The organism is Streptomyces bungoensis (assembly GCF_001514215.1).
In the GTDB taxonomy this organism is placed as follows: domain Bacteria; phylum Actinomycetota; class Actinomycetes; order Streptomycetales; family Streptomycetaceae; genus Streptomyces; species Streptomyces bungoensis.
Genome location: NZ_KQ948868.1, coordinates 41,861 through 59,261 on the forward strand (window position 1 = coordinate 41,861; position 17,401 = coordinate 59,261).

At 74.7% G+C, this 17,401-nt stretch carries 17 protein-coding genes; 12 read left to right on the forward strand and 5 right to left on the reverse strand.

Translation table 11 applies throughout. The features are described 5' to 3' along the window. Positions 1-113: 113 nt before the first annotated feature. The 8 genes from AQJ66_RS28315 to AQJ66_RS28350 all read left to right on the forward strand — a co-directional run bounded on the left by AQJ66_RS28315 (position 114) and on the right by AQJ66_RS28350 (position 7,855). A complete protein-coding gene (locus tag AQJ66_RS28315) occupies positions 114-2,561 on the forward strand; it encodes a SpoIIE family protein phosphatase (protein ID WP_061927743.1) in 2,448 nt (815 codons plus the stop codon). A gap of 70 nt (positions 2,562-2,631) precedes the next feature. After that, on the forward strand, positions 2,632-2,907 hold the full coding sequence (locus tag AQJ66_RS28320; RefSeq protein ID WP_061927745.1) for a hypothetical protein: 276 nt from the start codon (positions 2,632-2,634) through the stop codon (positions 2,905-2,907). 460 nt (positions 2,908-3,367) lie between these two features. Further along, on the forward strand, positions 3,368-3,736 hold the full coding sequence (locus AQJ66_RS28325; protein ID WP_244162962.1) for a DUF6479 family protein: 369 nt from the start codon (positions 3,368-3,370) through the stop codon (positions 3,734-3,736). Positions 3,737-3,859: 123 nt separating this feature from the next. After that, the gene (locus AQJ66_RS28330) at positions 3,860-4,048 is read left to right on the forward strand and encodes a hypothetical protein (RefSeq protein WP_061927749.1); all 189 of its coding nucleotides are present in this window, start codon (positions 3,860-3,862) and stop codon (positions 4,046-4,048) included. A 108-nt stretch (positions 4,049-4,156) separates the two neighbouring features. Further along, the gene (locus AQJ66_RS28335) at positions 4,157-5,224 is read left to right on the forward strand and encodes a glucose-1-phosphate thymidylyltransferase (protein ID WP_061927751.1); all 1,068 of its coding nucleotides are present in this window, start codon (positions 4,157-4,159) and stop codon (positions 5,222-5,224) included. Beyond that, complete coding sequence (rfbB, locus tag AQJ66_RS28340) at positions 5,221-6,192, forward strand: dTDP-glucose 4,6-dehydratase (protein WP_061927753.1); 972 nt, start codon at positions 5,221-5,223, stop codon at positions 6,190-6,192. The genes AQJ66_RS28335 and rfbB overlap by 4 nt, the downstream gene beginning before the upstream one ends. Then, the gene (gene rfbD, locus AQJ66_RS28345) at positions 6,189-7,055 is read left to right on the forward strand and encodes a dTDP-4-dehydrorhamnose reductase (RefSeq protein WP_061927755.1); all 867 of its coding nucleotides are present in this window, start codon (positions 6,189-6,191) and stop codon (positions 7,053-7,055) included. The genes rfbB and rfbD overlap by 4 nt, the downstream gene beginning before the upstream one ends. Then, on the forward strand, positions 7,052-7,855 hold the full coding sequence (locus tag AQJ66_RS28350; protein WP_061927757.1) for a class I SAM-dependent methyltransferase: 804 nt from the start codon (positions 7,052-7,054) through the stop codon (positions 7,853-7,855). The genes rfbD and AQJ66_RS28350 overlap by 4 nt, the downstream gene beginning before the upstream one ends. 96 nt (positions 7,856-7,951) lie before the next feature. Here AQJ66_RS28350 and rfbC read toward each other — a convergent pair whose 3' ends face one another. From rfbC to AQJ66_RS28370, 4 genes are all read right to left on the reverse strand, one after another. After that, complete coding sequence (gene rfbC / locus AQJ66_RS28355) at positions 7,952-8,560, reverse strand: dTDP-4-dehydrorhamnose 3,5-epimerase (RefSeq protein WP_061927759.1); 609 nt, start codon at positions 8,558-8,560, stop codon at positions 7,952-7,954. A 4-nt stretch (positions 8,561-8,564) separates the two neighbouring features. After that, entirely contained in the window at positions 8,565-10,505 is a 1,941-nt protein-coding gene (locus tag AQJ66_RS28360) for a glycosyltransferase family 2 protein (RefSeq protein ID WP_061927761.1), read from the reverse strand. 117 nt (positions 10,506-10,622) lie between these two features. Next, a complete protein-coding gene (locus AQJ66_RS28365; RefSeq protein ID WP_061927763.1) occupies positions 10,623-11,207 on the reverse strand; it encodes an isochorismatase family protein in 585 nt (194 codons plus the stop codon). A 295-nt stretch (positions 11,208-11,502) separates the two neighbouring features. Next, the gene (locus AQJ66_RS28370; RefSeq protein ID WP_061927765.1) at positions 11,503-11,940 is read right to left on the reverse strand and encodes a MarR family winged helix-turn-helix transcriptional regulator; all 438 of its coding nucleotides are present in this window, start codon (positions 11,938-11,940) and stop codon (positions 11,503-11,505) included. A 136-nt stretch (positions 11,941-12,076) separates the two neighbouring features. Here AQJ66_RS28370 and AQJ66_RS28375 point away from each other — a divergent pair, with 136 nt between their 5' ends. From AQJ66_RS28375 to AQJ66_RS28390, 4 genes are all read left to right on the forward strand, one after another. Further along, the gene (locus AQJ66_RS28375) at positions 12,077-14,119 is read left to right on the forward strand and encodes an FAD-binding and (Fe-S)-binding domain-containing protein (protein ID WP_061927767.1); all 2,043 of its coding nucleotides are present in this window, start codon (positions 12,077-12,079) and stop codon (positions 14,117-14,119) included. A gap of 96 nt (positions 14,120-14,215) precedes the next feature. Beyond that, positions 14,216-15,217 carry an SDR family oxidoreductase gene (locus tag AQJ66_RS28380; RefSeq protein ID WP_061927769.1) on the forward strand — a complete coding sequence of 334 codons (1,002 nt, stop codon included), beginning with the start codon at positions 14,216-14,218 and terminating at the stop codon, positions 15,215-15,217. Between the two features lie 18 nt (positions 15,218-15,235). Beyond that, complete coding sequence (locus AQJ66_RS28385; protein ID WP_061927771.1) at positions 15,236-15,736, forward strand: metallophosphoesterase family protein; 501 nt, start codon at positions 15,236-15,238, stop codon at positions 15,734-15,736. 28 nt (positions 15,737-15,764) lie between these two features. Beyond that, positions 15,765-16,361: a GNAT family N-acetyltransferase gene (locus tag AQJ66_RS28390; protein WP_061927773.1), complete on the forward strand. Its 597-nt coding sequence runs from the start codon at positions 15,765-15,767 to the stop codon at positions 16,359-16,361. Between the two features lie 315 nt (positions 16,362-16,676). On the opposite strand, the gene AQJ66_RS28395 is transcribed toward AQJ66_RS28390, so the two are convergent. Further along, positions 16,677-17,384: an SRPBCC family protein gene (locus tag AQJ66_RS28395; RefSeq protein WP_063804101.1), complete on the reverse strand. Its 708-nt coding sequence runs from the start codon at positions 17,382-17,384 to the stop codon at positions 16,677-16,679. Positions 17,385-17,401: the final 17 nt, after the last annotated feature.

Sequence of the window (17,401 nt, forward strand, 5' to 3'; positions counted from 1 at the left end):
CGCGACGCGGGGGTGCAGACGTGCTCGGCCGCGTTCGGGCGGCCGGGGCCGGTGCCGTGCCGGGAGCCCGCACAGGGGCTGCGCGACCGGCTCATACGCGCTGTAATGGCGAAGTGGCCAGTGAGGGCGCCGCGGTGCGCAGAACGAGGACGGAACGCGCGGAAGTCGCCCTCTCCACGCTGACCGCCACGCCCGCCGCCCCCGACCGGCTGCGCCGCGTCCTGGAACAGGCACTGGTCTTCGCGGGAGCCGCGTTCGCCGGGGTGTACATGCCCGGCGACGACCCCGCCGTGCTGCGCCTGGCCGAGTCGGCCGGCCTGCCCCGCACGCTGTACGGCCTGCGCGACGGCTACGCGGTGACCAGCGACTCCGTGATCGCCGAGGCGCACCGCACCGGACGGTCGGTGTGGCGCAGCCCGCAGGAACTGGCCGCCTGCTCCGAGTCCCGCCGCACCCCGTCCCCGGACTTCTCCCTGGCCGCCCTGCCGCTCGGCCCGGCCGGCCGCGGCTGCCTCCTCGCCGTCAGCGAGCAGCCGGGCGGCTTCGGCTCGGACGACCGGGCCTGCCTGGAGCTGATCGCCCGGGTGATCCACGTGCCCGCCCCGGCCGGCCCCGCCGCCGACGCCGGCGAACTGACGGCCGACGGCTTCAGCCTGGCCATGGACACCGGCCGGGTGGAGGTGGGCGACTCGATCCTCGGGCTGTTCGGGCTCCGCCGGGAGGAGTTCGACGGCCGGGTGGAGACGCTGCTCGGCCTCACCGTGCCCGAGGACCTGCCCGCCCTGATGTCGGTGGTCGAGGCCGACCACATGTCCATCGGCGAGCGCGAGCTGGAGTTCCGCATCCTGCAGCCCTCCGGCCCGCCCAAGTGGCTGCGGCTGCGCGGCCGCCTGCTGCCCGGCGGGGAGGGCCGCCCGGCCCGGCTCGTCGGCACCGTCGCGGACGCCTCCACCCTGCGCTCCGACGTCACCGACGTCGCCCGCGTGCAGCGCCTGGCCGCCGCCCTCGCCACCGCCGGCACCGTCAAGGACGTCGGGCAGGCCGTCGTCGCCGCCCTGCGCAAACCCCTGCGGGCCGACCGCATCGCCCTCGCCGAACTGGAGAACGACCGCCTCGTCGTCACGGTCCTCGACCCGCCCGAGCCCGAGGAGTGGCCCGACGTGTGGCGCTCGGAGTGGCGCACCGAATGGCCCGACGCGCCGGTGCGCGCCATGCCCACCCTCGGCGCCGCCCTGCGCGAGGGCCGCTCCCGCATCTGGCCCGCCGGCAGCCCGCTGGAGCCCGCCCTCGCCGGCGTCGGGCCCGGCGGCCTCGCCGTGCTGCCGCTGCCCGCCGGGGGCCGGATGGCCGGCGCCTGCCTGATCGGCTGGGACCGGCCGCACGTCTTCGGGCCCGACGAACGCGCCCTGCTCACCGCCTGCGCCGCCCTGGCCGGCCAGGCCCTGCTGCGCGCCCACGCCTTCGACGCCGAGCACGAACTCGTCGGCATGCTCCAGCGCACCCTGCTGCCGCGCCGGCTGCCCCGGCTGCCCGGCGCGGTCGCCGTCGCCCGCTACCTGCCCACCACCGCCGGGCTCGAGGTCGGCGGCGACTGGTACGACGTGATCCAGCTCGCCGACAACCACGTGGCCTTCGTCATCGGCGACGTACAGGGCCACAACGCGGGCGCCGCCACCCTCATGGGCCAGATGCGCACCGCCCTGCGCGCCTACGCCGTGGAGGGCCACACGCCGGACGTCGTCGTCGCGCACGCCAACCGGCTGCTGCTGGACATGGAGACCGACCTCTTCGCCACCTGCGCCTACGTCGACGTCGACATGGAACAGGGCACCGCCTGGTGCGTACGCGCCGGGCACCTGCCGCCGGTGCTGCGGCACCCGGACGGCGCCACCGAGATCCTCGCCGCGGAGGGCGGGCCGCCGCTCGGCGTGCTTCCCCAGGCGGACTTCCCGATGACCCCGCTGCGGCTCCAGCCCGGTGCCATCCTCGCGCTCACCACCGACGGCCTGGTGGAGACCGCCCAGGAGGACCTCGACGTCGGCATGGCCCGGCTCTGCCGCGCCCTGACCGCCGCCGACCCCGGCCACCTGGGCCTGGTCGCCGACGCCCTGCTCACCGGCGCGCACCGGGTCGACGACGTGGCGCTGCTGCTGATGCGCTACGACGGCATGGCCGTACGGCCGCTGCGCGAGAGCTGGACCGTGTGGCGGGTTCCGGAGGCCGCCCGGCACGCCCGCCGCTTCGCCAAGCGGACCCTGCGCACCTGGAACGTGCCGCCGGACGCCCTGGACTCGGCCCTGCTCGTGGTGTCCGAGCTGGTCACCAACGCGCTGGTGCACACCGACGGCCAGGTCCGTCTCGACCTCAGCCTGGTCGGCCACCGGCTGCGGCTCGCCGTCGCCGACACCTCGCCGCGCAGCCCGGTCAAGCCCACGCACATCGGCTGGGAGGCCACCGGCGGCCGGGGGATCCTGCTGGTGGAGGCGGTGTCCGACGCCTGGGGGACGGTGCCGGTCAGCGGCGGCAAACAGGTCTGGGCCGAGCTCCTGGCCGACGGCTGACCCGCCACACGGGTGCTTCCCCCCGGCGTGGAGAGGCGCACCCGGCCGCCGGTGCCTAGGGTCGGTTGATGTGGCACACACCTTCGAAGAACTGGTGCAGAAGCAGCGCGCGGCCGACGCGGCCCACACCACGGTCGAGGACCTGCGGGACGCCTACGGCCCGCCCGCCGAGCGGGGGATGAGGGGCGCCCAGTCGGGCACCTACGAGACCGCCCTGCGCGCCTGGCGCGACCTGGCCCGTGACGCGCAGGCGGCCCTGGCCGAGTACGCCAAGCAGACCGGGCGGTCACGGAGCGAGATCGAGGCCGAGGTGCAACGGGCGGCATCGAGACCGGAGCACGCCTGAGCCGCCGGGCACGGTCTGTCGCGGGTCCGGCTCGCGCTGTGCCGGGCGCGGGTGCGGCCTGCGACGCCGTGCCCGGCTCGTCTCCCACCGGTCGCGCTTGCGCTCCGCCCGTCCGGCCTGGCCCGGCGGGCGGGGGCCGTGCGCCGCCCGTCCGGCCTGGCCCCGGCGTGAGTAGGGCCGTGCTCCGCGCACCCCGCGCACCGCGTCGGTGCCCGGTGTCCGGTGCCGGGTGGCGGCCTTCCCCGGCCTCGAGAAGCCGGGCGGGCCGGTCGCCGGGGAAGCCGTGCCTCCGGGGCCTGAGCCTGCCGTGCTCGGTGCGTCGGCCGCCGGATTCTCCGTGTGCCACCGGACGGCGAAGCTCGCCGGTGCCGTCGCCGCCCCACGCTCGCCGCCGCTGCTCCGATCGGCTGACAGGCCTCCGGTCAGGCATCCGGCCCGCCGCCCCGGGTACCCGGCGCTCATGGACACAGCCATGTACCAAGCAGCCGGAGGCGGCCGGGCCTTTGGATACATCCTTCTCCTCGTCGGGGGGTTCGCCCTGGCCATCGGTCTGGCGTGGGCCGTCTGGGTGGGCATGCGGGTGCGCCGGCGGGAGTCGCCGCCGCCGCGGCCCGAGGAGCAGCCGAAGCTGCCGCCCACCGGCCCGGTCCGCGAGACCCAGGAGATCCGGGAGCCCCACGAGGTGCCCCGGGCGGCCGACGGGAGTGAACGGCTCACCCCCCACCAGCTCGGCAACGTCGGGACCCGGCCGGCCGAGGACCAGAGCCGTCCGCGCTGGTCGCCCGGCTCCAGCGGGTCCTTCGGCGGCGGGGGCGGCGGCCGCACCTGACCGGTGCCGTCCGGCGTGTCCGGGTTTGCGTGCCGTGCGGCGCGGGGACCCGGACACGCACACACCGGACACGGGCCGGGACGCAAGGGCAACGCCGCCACGGCCCCGGGCAGCAGAAGGAAGATGAGCGACGTGACGACCGCGCGCACCAGTGACGAACCCGCCGTCCCCGCCACCGAGACGGGCTGGGAGAAGGCTCCCCGAGGGCCGGGCAAACGCATGCGCACGTGTCTGCCGGCCGTCCTCGAGCGCGACGCCCGGCCCGAGGCGTGGGCGGGCCCGGAAGGCAACATAGTGCGCGGCGAGGACTGAGCCCGAGCCGGAGTCGGAGCCGGCACTTGAGGCCATGACAAACCGGTAGGACAAGCCGGTATGACAATCCAGGGCCACATCGGGTCGATCGCCGTTAAGGTATGGCCAATGAAGGCTCTGGTGCTCTCCGGTGGGTCCGGTACCCGGTTGCGGCCGATCACCCACACGTCGGCGAAACAGCTCGTGCCGGTGGCCAACAAACCCGTGCTGTTCTACGGGCTCGAGTCCCTCGCCGACGCCGGGATCACCGAGGTCGGCATGATCGTGGGGGAGACCGCCGCCGAGATCGAGGAGGCCGTCGGCGACGGATCGAAGTTCGGCCTCGACGTCACCTACATACCCCAGGAACGCCCCCTCGGGCTCGCCCACGCGGTGCTGATAGCCAGGGACTTCCTCGGCGACGACGACTTCGTGATGTACCTCGGCGACAACTTCGTCGTCGGCGGGATCCGCACCCTGGTCGAGGAGTTCCGCGCCAGCCGCCCCGACGCCCAGATCCTCCTCACCCGCGTCCCCGACCCGCGCGCCTTCGGCGTCGCCGAACTCGACGCGGACGGCCAGGTGATCGGCCTGGAGGAGAAGCCCGAGCACCCCAAGAGCGACCTCGCGCTCGTCGGCGTCTACCTGTTCACGCCCGCGATCCACCAGGCCGTCCGCGCCATCCGCCCCTCCTGGCGGGGCGAACTGGAGATCACCCACGCCATCCAGCACCTCATCGACGACCGCGCCGACGTGCGCTCCACGGTCATCCGGGGCTACTGGAAGGACACCGGCAACGTCGGCGACATGCTGGAGGTCAACCGCACCGTCCTGGAGGGCGTGCAGCGGCGCCTCGACGGCGATGTGGACGAGGCGTCCGAGACCGTCGGCCGGGTCGTGATCGAGGAGGGCGCGCGGATCGTCGGCTCCCGGATCGTGGGACCGGCCGTCATCGGGGCCGGCACCGTCGTCACCGGCTCCTACGTCGGGCCGTACACCTCCATCGCGGAGAACTGCCGGATCACCGACAGCGAACTCGAGTTCTCCATCGTGCTGCGGGACTCCTCGATCGCCGGCGTGGGCCGGATCGAGTCCTCGCTCATCGGCCGGCACGTCGAGGTCACCCCGGCGCCCGGAGTACCCAGTGCCCACCGCCTCGTCCTCGGAGACCACAGCAAGGTGCAGATCCGTTCATGAATCTCCTCGTCACCGGCGCCGCCGGGTTCATCGGCTCCCACTACGTCCGCATGCTCCTCGCCGACGACCCGCCGGGCGCCCCCCGCATCACCGTGCTGGACCGGCTGACCTACGCCGGCACGCTCACCAACCTCCCCGCCGGTCACCCCCGGCTCGACTTCGTGCACGGCGACATCTGCGACGCCGGACTCGTCGACAAGCTGATGGCGGACGCCGACCAGGTCGTCCACTTCGCCGCCGAGTCGCACGTCGACCGGTCGATCGAGGGCGCGGGCGAGTTCGTCCGCACCAACGTCGTCGGCACCCAGACCCTGCTGGACGCGGCGCTCAGGCACGGCGTCGGCACGTTCGTGCACGTCTCCACCGACGAGGTGTACGGCTCCATCGAGTCCGGCTCCTGGCCCGAGACGCACCCGCTGGCGCCCAACTCGCCGTACTCCGCATCCAAGGCGTCCTCCGACCTGCTGGCCCTCGCCCAGCACCGCACCCACGGCCTCGACGTCCGGGTCACCCGCTGCTCCAACAACTACGGGCCGCACCAGTTCCCCGAGAAGGTGATCCCGCTCTTCGTCACCAACCTCCTGGACGGCCTGCCGGTCCCCCTGTACGGCGACGGGCGCAACGTCCGCGACTGGCTGCACGTCGACGACCACTGCCGGGGCATCGAGCTGGTGCGCACCCAGGGCCGCCCCGGCGAGGTCTACAACATCGGCGGCGGCACCGAGCTGAGCAACAAGGAGCTGACCGGACTGCTCCTCGATGCCTGCGGCGCCGGCTGGGACCGGGTCGAGTACGTCACCGACCGCAAGGGCCACGACCTGCGCTACTCGGTCGACTGGAGCAAGGCCCGCGACGAGCTCGGCTACCGGCCCCGCCGCGACTTCACCACCGGGCTCGCCGAGACGGTCGCCTGGTACCGGGAGCACCGGGACTGGTGGGAGGCCCTGAAGCACCGGAACACGCGATGAGGTGGCTGGTCACCGGCGCGGGCGGCATGCTCGGCCGCGACACCGTCCACGAACTGGCGGGCCGCGGTGAGGACGTGACCGGCCTGGACCGGTCGGCGCTCGACATCACCGGACCCGGCGCCGTCCGGGACGCGTTCGACGCCCACCGCCCCGACGTCGTCGTCAACTGCGCCGCCTATACGGCCGTCGACGACGCCGAGACCGACGAGGCGCGCGCCCTGCGCGTCAACGGCGACGGCCCCCGGCTGCTCGCCCGCGCCTGCGCCGCGCGCGGCGCCCGCCTGATCCACCTCTCCACCGACTACGTCTTCTCCGGCGAGACCCGCGCCACCCCCTACCCCGAGGACCACCCGCCGGCCCCGCGCACCGCCTACGGCCGCACCAAGCTCGCCGGGGAGCGGGCGGTGCTGGAGGAACTCCCGGGCGCCGCGGTCGTGTTGCGGACCGCCTGGCTGTACGGCGCGCACGGCCGCAACTTCGTGCGCACCATGCTGGAACTCGAGGCCCGCCGGGACACCGTGGACGTCGTCGACGACCAGCGCGGGCAGCCGACCTGGAGCGCGGACGTGGCCGCCCGCGTCGCCGACCTCGGTGCCACGTCCGCGCACGGCGTTCTGCACGCCACCAGTTCGGGCGAGGCCAGCTGGTACGAACTGGCGCGCGAGGTGTTCCGGCTGGCCGGCGCCGACCCGGACCGGGTACGGCCCACCGAAAGCGGCTCCTTCCCGCGGCCGGCACCCCGCCCCGCCTACAGCGCCCTCGGGCACGCACGCTGGCGGGAGGCCGGTCTCGCGCCACCGAGGGAGTGGCGCTCCGCCCTGTACGAAGCACTGCCTCACATCCGCAAGGAGATGTCCCAGTGAAACGGCACGAGTTCCTGCGGGAGCTCCACAAGGTCACCGCGAACCGCAACTACCTGGAGATCGGCGTCAACGACGGCCGCAGCCTGACGCTGTCCCGGGTGCCCAGCATCGCGATCGACCCCGCGTTCAAGGTGGTCACGGAGATCCGCTGCGACGTGCACCTGGCGAAGGCGACCAGCGACGACTTCTTCGCCCGCGAGAACCCGCTCGCCCATCTGCGGGGCGGCCGGCACCCGCTGCGCAACCTCGCCCGCAACCGCAGCCCGTTCGGCTACTGGCGGCGCACCACCCTGGACCTGTCGTTCATCGACGGCATGCACCTGTTCGAGTACGCGCTGCGGGACTTCATCAACATCGAGAAGCACGCGGACTGGGCGAGCGTGATCGTCTTCGACGACATGCTCCCGCGCAACGTGGACGAGGCCGCCCGGGACCGGCACACCGACGCCTGGACCGGGGACGTCTACAAGCTGGTCGAGATCCTGGGCCGCCACCGCCCCGACCTGGCCCTGGTCCTGGTCGACACGGCGCCCACCGGCCAGCTGGTGGTGTTCGGCGCCGACCCGGGCAACACCGTGCTCCAGGACAAGTACGACGACATCATGGCGGAGTTCGAGGTTCCGGACCCGCAGAAGGTCCCCGAGTCCGTCCTGGAGCGGACCGTCGCGGTCAAGCCGGAGGAGTTCCTCTCCGCCGGCTTCTGGAAGCCGCTGGTGGCCGCCCGGAACCGGGGCACCAAGCGCGCCCGGGGCTGGGAGCCGCTGCGCCGCGCGGTGGCGCAGTACGCCGTCGACCGCTGAGCCGCCCGCACGCCGCCGGCCGGTGAAGCCGGCCGGGGAGGCCACCGCCCGCCGACACCGACGCACGGTGTCGGCGGGCGGTGGCCTCTCATCGCGTCAGCCGCCCGACCCTGCCGAGCGCAGCCGCTCGTAGTGGGCGGCGCAGTCGGCGTAGGAGGGCAGCAGCCCGGACCGCTCGGCCTCGGCGAGCGTGGGCGCCGCGGCGTCCTTCTCCGACAGCACCGGCTCGATGCCCGCGGGCCAGTCGATGCCCAGGGCCGGGTCGAGGGGGTGCACCCCGTGCTCGCGCCCCGGCGCGTACCCGGTCGAGCACAGGTACACCACGGTGGCGTCGTCGGTCAGCGCCATGAAGGCGTGCCCGAGGCCCTCGGCGAGGAACATCGCGTGCCGGGTGTCGTCGTCGAGCCGTACCGCCTCCCACCGCCCGAAGGTGGGGGAGCCGACCCGGATGTCCACGACCACGTCCAGCACGGCGCCGCGCACGCAGGTGACGTACTTGGCCTGGCCGGGGGGCACGTCGGCGAAGTGCACGCCGCGCAGCACGCCCAGCCGGGACACCGAGCAGTTGGCCTGGGCGAGCGCGAGGTCGTGGCCGGTGGCCTCGCGGAACTCCTCGCCCCGGTACCACTCGTGGAAGCTGCCCCGCTCGTCCGGGAACACCTTCGGCTCCAGCACCCAGGCGCCGGATATCTCCAACTGCCGCATTCCGTCAGGCCTTTCGCGTCGTCATCGGTCCGCCGAGCAGGCCGCCCAGCATGCGCCGGGCCCGGCCCGCCACCCGCCGCAGCAGTCCGCGCGGCGGCCGGCGGACCACCTGGACGTCCGCCCGGCCCGCCCGCAGCAGCAGCGGCAGCCCGAGCCCGCGGTCCCCGGCCGGCCGCAGCTCCGTGCGCCACACGCCGTTGCGCATCTCGCCCAGCGGCACCGCCGCCCGCAGCAGCGCGTGCGCGCCGTCCGCGGGAGTGAGGACGGCGGCCCGGTCGAGCGTCCGGCCGCCGGCGCCACCGGTCAGCCGGAGGGTGACCTCGGTGGTGTCCGGGACGTACAGCGGCAGCGCGACGGTCAGCACCTCGCGGTCGGAGACCGTCGCGTCGGCCGGGGTCAGCCGGTGCAGGCCCAGGGACTTCACGGCCCGGTCGACGTCCAGGGACAGGTTGCGGTGGCGCTGCGTCCAGTAGGGCAGCACCATCCGGCCGGCGACGAGGCCGGCCGTCGGCAGCGCGGGTGCGGGCGCCGGGGCCGGGCCGAGCCGGCACTCCTTGGTCCAGCCGCCCAGCGCGACGCGGACGTGGGCGTCCCACAGCCCCGCGGACAGCGGGGCGCCGCCCGCGGCGGCGGCGGGGTCGACGGTGGCCGTGCCGCGCAGCACCAGCCGTGTCCGGCCGTCCCCGGCGGGGACCCGGGCGCGGGTGAGCTCGACCGGCTGGAAGAAGGAGGCACCGCTCTCCCGGTCGCGCAGCACCAGGTCGGCGGTCGCGGTCCCGAAGCCGTCGTCGGCGGCTCCGGCCAGCCAGGCGGCCGCCTCGGCCGGGTCGGCGGGCGCGCCGTCGGCGGGCGGGCGGTGGCCGTCCGCGGTCACGGTCAGCGCGCCGCCGGCGTCGTGGTACTCGGCGTCGAACCGCACCCGCAGGGTGCCCTCGTGCCACTCGACGCCCGTCGGGGTGGCCCGGGGCCGCACGCCGGCCTCCCACTCGGCGTAGGCGAGGAGGTCGTCGTACCGGTTCTCCCGGATCAGCGCGGCGGTGATCCGCTGCGCCGGCCGCAGCCCGGGGGCGACACCGGGGCCGAAGCGCTCCACGGCCACCGCGCGCATCTCCTGGAACAGCTCGCGCCGGTAGTCGTCCGGCAGCGCGAGCAGCCGGCGCCCGGTCATCCGCTCCACCATCTCCACCCGCAGCCAGCGGCGCAGCAGCCGGTCGCGCAGCGGTCCCGGCTCGGTGTACCGCTCGACGACGTCCAGCGCCTCGCGGAGGTTCTTGAAGTAGCCGACCGGGTCGAAGCGCTGGAAGCCCGCGTTGGAGGCGTCGGGCCGGGCCAGGTGGTAGTAGCAGACGTAGTCGGACAGCACCGAGACGTTGTCCGCGCGCAGGTACGCCTCGGCGAAGAAGACGTGGTCCTCCAGCCGCCGCCGGCCCTCCGGGTAGCGCAGCCCGGTGCGCTCCAGGAAGGAGCGCCGCACCATCTTGTGCGGGGTGAGGCTGTCGATCAGCGGGGCGTTCGCCACCGTGGCGTACGGACGGTTGCGGCGGAACAGCTCGACCGGCACCGTGCGGCCCTTGCCCGCCATCTTGCCGACGACCACGTCGGCCTCGTGGGCGACTCCGTACGCGTACATCCGTTCCAGGGCCTCGTCGCCGAGCTGGTCGTCGTTGTCGACGAACATCACGAACTCGCCGCGGGAGGCCTCGATGCCGACGTTGCGGGGCTTGCCCGACCAGCCGGAGTTCTCCTGGTGGAAGACGCGGATGTGCGGGTGCTCGGCGGCGAGCGCGTCCAGCCGGGCCGGGGTGGCGTCGGTGGAGCCGTCGTCGACGAAGATCACCTCGTACTCGTCGGGAGGCAGCGACTGCCGCAGCAGCGAGGCGATGCAGTCCTCGATGTACGGTCCGGGGTTGTACACGGGTACGACGACGCTGACCTTGACCGGCATCCGGTTTCCAAGCCCCCTTGGTTCGCCCTTCCGTCGCCTGGGCGGCGCGGCTGCGTGGCCGCATGGTAACCCGGCCCCCGGTACGGGCGTGGGTCCGCCCGTACCGGGGACCGCCGGTCATGCGTGGGTGCGCTCCAGCAGCGCGAGGACCTCGGCGGTGGTGCCGGACTCGCCGAGCCGCGGGAAGATCCGCCGCACGCTGCCCTCGTGCGCCTCGGGGTCGCTGTCGGCCATGGCGTCCGTGGCCAGGGTGACGTGGTAGCCGTGGGCGTAGGCGTCACGGGCGGTGGACTCCACGCCGATGCTGGTGGCGATGCCGGTCAGCACGATCTGGGTGATCCCGCGGCGGCGCAGCTGGACGTCGAGGTCCGTGCCGTGGAAGGCGCTCCAGTTGTGCTTGGTGACGCGGATGTCGCCGGGGTGGCCGGACAGCTCGTCGACGACGAGGTCCCAGCCCTCCGGGAACGCGAGGCCCCGCGCCTGCCGCTCGGTGCGCCCGGGCACGGCGTCCGCCCAGTCGGGCGCGAAGGAGACCCGCACCAGCACCACCGGCAGGCCGCGGGAGCGGAAGGCGTCGGCGAGCTCGGCCGTACGGGAGACGACCTCCTTCGCCGGACACGGCTCGGTGGGCATGCCGACGATGCCGTTCTGCAGGTCGATCGCGACGAGGGCGGTCCGGGGGTCGAGCGTGGTGAGTGCCATGGGTGGTTCGGGCCTTTCCAGGGTGTGGTCCGGAGTGGGGCCGGCCGAGGCTACGGCCGGCGGGGAGTGTCACCGGCCGGGCGGCCGGGCCGGTGAGCGGGCAGAGGGAGGGCCGCCGTGCGGCGGACGTGCCCAGGAGCGCCGGGGTCCGGGCGCCTCCGCAGCCGGCCGGCGGTCTGCCCGCGGACGCGGCGTGCCGGGCGGGCGGGGCGGCGGGTCACGCCTTCACGGCCGGTGCCCGGAGCGCCGACCGCCGGGCGGGACCGGACCCCGTTCACCGCAGGACGGCGGCCCCTCACGGCCGCGAGAGTCGTTCCAGCAGGTCCAGTGCGGTCAGGACGGTCTGCCGCTCCTCCGGGGTGAAGCGGTCCTCGAAGGCGCGGGCCAGCCACTCCTCGCGCAGCTGCTTGTTGCCCTCGACGCGGGCCCGGCCCGCATCGCTGAGGGTGACCAGCTGGCGGCGGCCGTCGTCGGGATCGGGTGCGCGCCGGATCAGGCCGTGCTGCTCCAGGGCGGCCAGCGTGGTCGCCATCGACTGCGGCCGTACGCCCTCCGCGGCGGCCAGCGCGCTGGCCGTGGCCGCCCCGTGCTTGCCGACCAGCGACAGCGCCGACTCCTGCGACGGCGTGAGGTCGGCGTCCTGCGCCACCTCGCGGATACGGCGCCGCAGCCGGCTGAACACCACGCGCAGGTCACGCGCCGCACGGGCGGCGGACTCGGAGATCTCGGGCATGCCCCCACCCTATGACCGACAGTCCAGACTGTCCAGTCGCACCTGCTCAGCCCAAACTGTTGTTGCACAGGGCAAGAGAGGGGTACTCGCCGGTCCTGGAAAGCGCCAAGGACCCCGGCGATCTCGAGGAGTGCACATGACCCCTCCGGACAACTCCGGCCTGGAGGCGGCGCTCCGCGCCGAAGTGGACGGCGAGATCCGCTTCGACGCGGGCAGTCGCGGCGCCTATGCCACGGACGGATCGAACTACCGCCAGGTCCCCGTCGGCGTGGTCGTCCCCCGCACGGTCGAGGCGGGCGCGCGGGCGGTGTCCGTCTGCGCGCGCTTCGACGCCCCGGTGCTGTCCCGGGGCGGCGGCACCAGCCTCGCCGGCCAGTCGACGAACACGGCCGTGGTGATCGACTGGGGCAAGTACTGCACCAGACTGCTGTCCGTCGACCCCGGGCAGCGCACCTGCGTGGTGGAACCGGGGATCGTCCTCGACGAACTCAACCGCCGACTGTCCGGCCACAAGCTGCAGTTCGGGCCCAAGCCGTCCACGCACAGCCACTGCGCGCTCGGCGGCATGATCGGCAACAACTCCTGCGGCGCCTCGGCCCAGGCCTGCGGCAAGACCGTCGACAACGTGCGCCGCCTGGAGATCCTCACCTACGACGGCCTGCGCGCCTGGGTCGGCCCCACCTCGCCCGGCGAGCGCGAGCGGATCGTCGACGGCGGCGGGCGGCTCGGCGAGCTGTACGCCGGCCTCGACCGCATCGCCGCCGCGTATCTGGCCGACATCCGCCGCGGATACCCGAAGATCCCGCGCCGCGTCTCCGGCTACAACCTCGACTCCCTGCTGCCCGAGAACGGCTTCGACGCGGCCAGGGCGCTCGTCGGCAGCGAGGGCACCCTGGTGACCGTGCTGCGCGCCGAACTCGACCTGGTGCCGGTGCCGCCGTACCAGTCGCTCCTCGTCCTCGGCTGCGACGACATCTGCGCCGCCGGCGACGACGTCCCACGGCTGCTGGAGCACTGCTCGCCGAGCCAGCTGGAGGCGCTGGACGGGCGCATGGCCCAGCTGATGCGCGAGGAGGGCGCCTACCTCGACTCCCTCGCCGTGCTGCCCGAGGGCGACAGCTGGCTCATGGTCCAGTACAGCGGCGACAGCCAGGACGACGTCGACGAGCAGGCGCACGCGCTGCTGCGGGCCATCGGCCGCCACGAGAAGGACGCGAACGTGGCCTTCTCCGACGACCCCGAGCGCGAGCAGAAGATGCTCAGGGCCCGCGAGGCCGGACTCGGCGTCACCGCCCGCCCACCGGACGACCGGGAGACCTGGGAGGGCCTGTGGCCGGACACCTTCAGCACCTGCTTCCACCCCTCCATCGCGATCTCCGCCGTCCGTGTCCTGGAGGACGCCGGCTTCCGGGTCGCCGTCCCCGCCAAGCCCGTCTGCTGCGGCCTGACCTGGATCTCCACCGGGCAGCTCCCCGTCGCGAAGAAGGTGCTGCGCCGCACCCTCGGCGTGCTCGGCCCCTACCTGGAGGCGGGCACCCCGGTCATCGGCCTCGAACCCTCCTGCACGGCCGTCTTCCGGTCCGACGCGCCCGAGCTGATGCCCGCCGACCAGGACGTACAGCGGCTCGCCGGACAGTTCCGCACCTTCGCCGAGCACCTCGTCCACCACGCGCCCGGCGACTGGCGGCCGCCGCGGCTCGCCCGGCAGGCGACCGTGCAGACCCACTGCCACCAGCACGCGATCACGAAGTTCGACGCCGACCGCGAACTGATGCGCCGCGCCCACCTGGACGCCGAGGTCCTCGACGAGGGCTGCTGCGGCCTGGCCGGCAACTTCGGCCTCGAACGCGGCCACCACGAGGTCTCCATGGCCGTCGCCGAACACGGCGTGCCGCCCGCCGTACGCGGGGCGGCACCCGGCAGCCTGGTCCTCGCCGACGGCTTCAGCTGCCGTACCCAGATCGAGGAGGGCGGCACGGGCCGGCGCGCCCTGCACCTCGCCGAAGTCCTGGCCCTCGGGCTCGACGGCGCGGGGCTGCCCAGCGAGCACCCGGAACGCCTGGCCACCCGCCCGCCCGAGCCGTCCCGCACCGCCCGCTGGACGACGACGGCCGCGGCGGCCGCCCTCACCGCGGCGGCCGGAGCAGGCGCGGCGCTGCGGCTGCGACGGAAGCCCTGAAGAGACAAGTCGACAAGTGCACGTGTGAAGCTCCGGAAAACCCGGCAACCCCGGCGACTTCCGGCGGCCCCGAAACGTCAGAACAGGAGAACGATCATGTCCCCCACCGTCGTCATCACCGGAGCCAGCGCCGGGATCGGCCGCGCCACCGCCCGCCTGTACGGCCGCCGCGGCGCGAACGTCGTCCTGGTCGCGCGCGGCGAGGGCGGCCTGCGGGCGGCGGCCGACGAGGTCGCGGCGCTCGGCGGGCGCCCCCTGGTCCAGCCCGCCGACGTGGCCGACCCCGCCCAGGTTGAGGCCGTCGCCGAGGTCGCCGAGAAGGAGTTCGGGCCGATCGACGTCTGGATCAACTGCGCGTTCTCCACGGTCTTCGCGCCGTTCGAGGAAATCACCGCCGAGGAGTTCAAGCGGGTCACCGAAGTGACGTACCTGGGCTTCGTCAACGGCACCCGCTCGGCCCTGAAGCGCATGCTGCCCCGGGACAGGGGCACGATCGTGCAGGTCGGCTCGGCGCTCGGGGAGCGGTCCATCCCGCTGCAGTCGGCGTACTGCGGCGCCAAGCACGCCATCAACGGCTTCACCTCCTCCCTGCGCACGGAACTGCTGCACCGCGGCAGCAACGTGCACGTCACGGTCGCCCAGATGCCCGCGGTCAACACCCCCCAGTTCGACTGGGTGCGCACCCGGCTCTCCAAGCACCCCATGCCGGTGCCGCCGATCTACCAGCCGGAGGTCGCCGCGCGGGGCGTGGCGTACGCGGCCGACCACCCGCGCCGCAAGCAGTACTACGTCGGCGCCACCACCCTGGCGACCGTCTGGGCCAACCGCTTCGTACCGGCCCTGCTGGACCGCTACCTGGCCCGCACCGGCTTCGACTCCCAGCAGACCGACCGCATCCCGCCCGCCGGCCAGGACAACCTCTTCGAACCGGTCGACCGGGAGCGCGCCGCCGACCACGGCGCCCACGGGGCCTTCGACGACAGCTCCCACGCCCGGTCCTGGCAGGCGACCCTGGCGAGGCACCCGGCGGCCACGGCCGTCGGCGCGGGCGTCGCCGCCCTGGGCGCCGTCGGCACCATCCGCCGCCTCGCCTCCTGACCGGCCTAGGCTGGTGACGTGCGCCTGCTCCTGACGTCCGACACCCACCTGCCCAAGCGCGCCAAGCGGCTGCCGGAGGCGCTGCTCGACGAACTCCCGCGCGCGGACGTCGTGTTCCACGCCGGCGACTGGGTCGACGCCGCGACGCTCGACCTGCTGGAGGACCGCAGCCGCCGGCTGGTCGGCGTGTACGGCAACAACGACGGCCCCGACCTGCGCGCCCGGCTCCCCGAGGTGGCGTACGCCGAGCTGGGCGGCCTGCGCTTCGGCGTGGTGCACGAGACCGGCCCCGCCCAGGGCCGTGAGGCCCGCTGCGCCGCCCGCTTCCCGGACCTGGACGTGCTGGTCTTCGGCCACAGCCACATCCCCTGGGACACCACCGCCCCCGGCGGGCTGCGCCTGCTCAACCCCGGCTCCCCGACCGACCGCCGCCGCCAGCCCCACTGCACCTACCTCACGGCCCGCCTCACCGGCGGCGCCCTGACCGACGTGACCCTGCACCGCCTGCCCCGGCCCTGACGCCTGGCGCCTGTGGCACGATGCCGGGATGATCTCCGGCCCCGGCATACCCGACGTCGTCCCCCCAGGCCGCCTCGCCGACGGCGAGCAGCCCGTGCTCGCGCTGCCCGGCGGGCTCGAGCTGCGACCCTGGCGGCTTGACGACGCCGACGCGGACGCCCTGCTCGCCGCCGGCCAGGACCCGTCGATCAGCCGGTGGAACCTCTTCACCGTGGCCGGCCGGGCGGAGGCCCGCGCCCGGATCGAGCGCCTGCACGCGCGCCGGCGTGCCGAGACCGGTGTCGTCTGGGCCGTGGCCCCGCCCGGCGGCGCGGCCCTGGGCCTCGCCGGACTGAACGACGTCGACCTCGCGGGCGGAACCGCCGAAGTCGTCTACTGGGTGCTGCCGCCTGCGCGCGGCAACGGCGTAGCCGTCGCGGCGGCCCGGCGCCTGAGCCGCTGGGCCCTGGACGAGCTGGGCCTGCACCGGCTGGACCTCTACCACTCCACCGCCAACCCGGCCTCCTGCCGGGTGGCCGAGAAGTCCGGGTTCGCCCCCGAGGGCACTCTGCGCAGCGCCCAGCTGCACGCCGACGGCTGGCACGACCTGCACCTGCACGCACGGGTGGCCGGCGACCCCGAGTAACCGCGCGGTGGCCCGGCGTCGGCTCGCCGCCTACGGGCGCGCGACCGCGCGGCCGGTCCGGTACGTCGAGGGGCGTCGCCCTGCCTGGTGTGCGCCTGGCCGTGGGCGGGTCGGCCGCGCGGGCGCGGCGGCCGGGATGCCGAGTTGGCGTGTGGTGGGCAGGCGCTGGTTCGTCGTCTACCTGCGCATGGCGGGTGCGGCTGGTGCGTCGGGGGCCGCCGCCCTGCCCGCTGTGCGCCTGACCATGGGCGGGGCAGTCGCGCGGGCGCGCTTGGCCCGGCTGCCGAGTGGCCGTGCCGTGGACCGGCGTCGGCTCTACGGCCGACGGCGCCGCCAGGTCGCCCGGCAGGACCGGCGCCGTCGCCTGGTCGCCCGGCAGGACCGGCGCCGTCGCCTGGTCGCCCGGCAGGACCGGCGCCGCCGCCAGAGGCGGGTGGCCAGCAGTGCCAGCGCGCCGAGGGCCGCCGCCGCGCCCGCCGCCCGCTTGGCCACCGGCAGGCCTGCCGTGCGCAGCAGGTCCACCGGCTCCGGCTCCGCCCGGGGCGGCTGAACCGGTTCCTCCGCCGCGGCCTCGGCGGGCCGCTCGGTCAGGCGCTCGGCGAGGCACTGGGCGAACTGGCCGACCAGCCGGTCGCCCACCTCCGCCAGCACCCCGCGCCCGAACTGCGCCGGACGGCCGGTCACCGCCAGATCCGTCAGCACCGACACCGCCGTACCGCCCTCGTGCTCGCTCAGCGTGCCGGTCACCGTCGCCCGGGCCGTGCCCTGCCCGCGGGTCTCCCGGCCGCTCGCCACGAGCACCAGCCGGTGCGCCGCCGCGTCCTGCTCGTCGAAGACCGCCGTACCGCGGTAGTTGACGGTGACCGGCCCGACCTTGACCTTGACCGAGCCCTTCACCGTCCTGCCGTCGTACTCCTCGACCACCGTGCCCGGCAGGCACGGCGCGACGCGCTCGATGTCGAGCAGCGCGTGCCAGGCGTCGTCGACCGGGACGGGGACGGTGAACTCGTGCCGCAGCTCCATGGTTTAGCTCCTCGCAC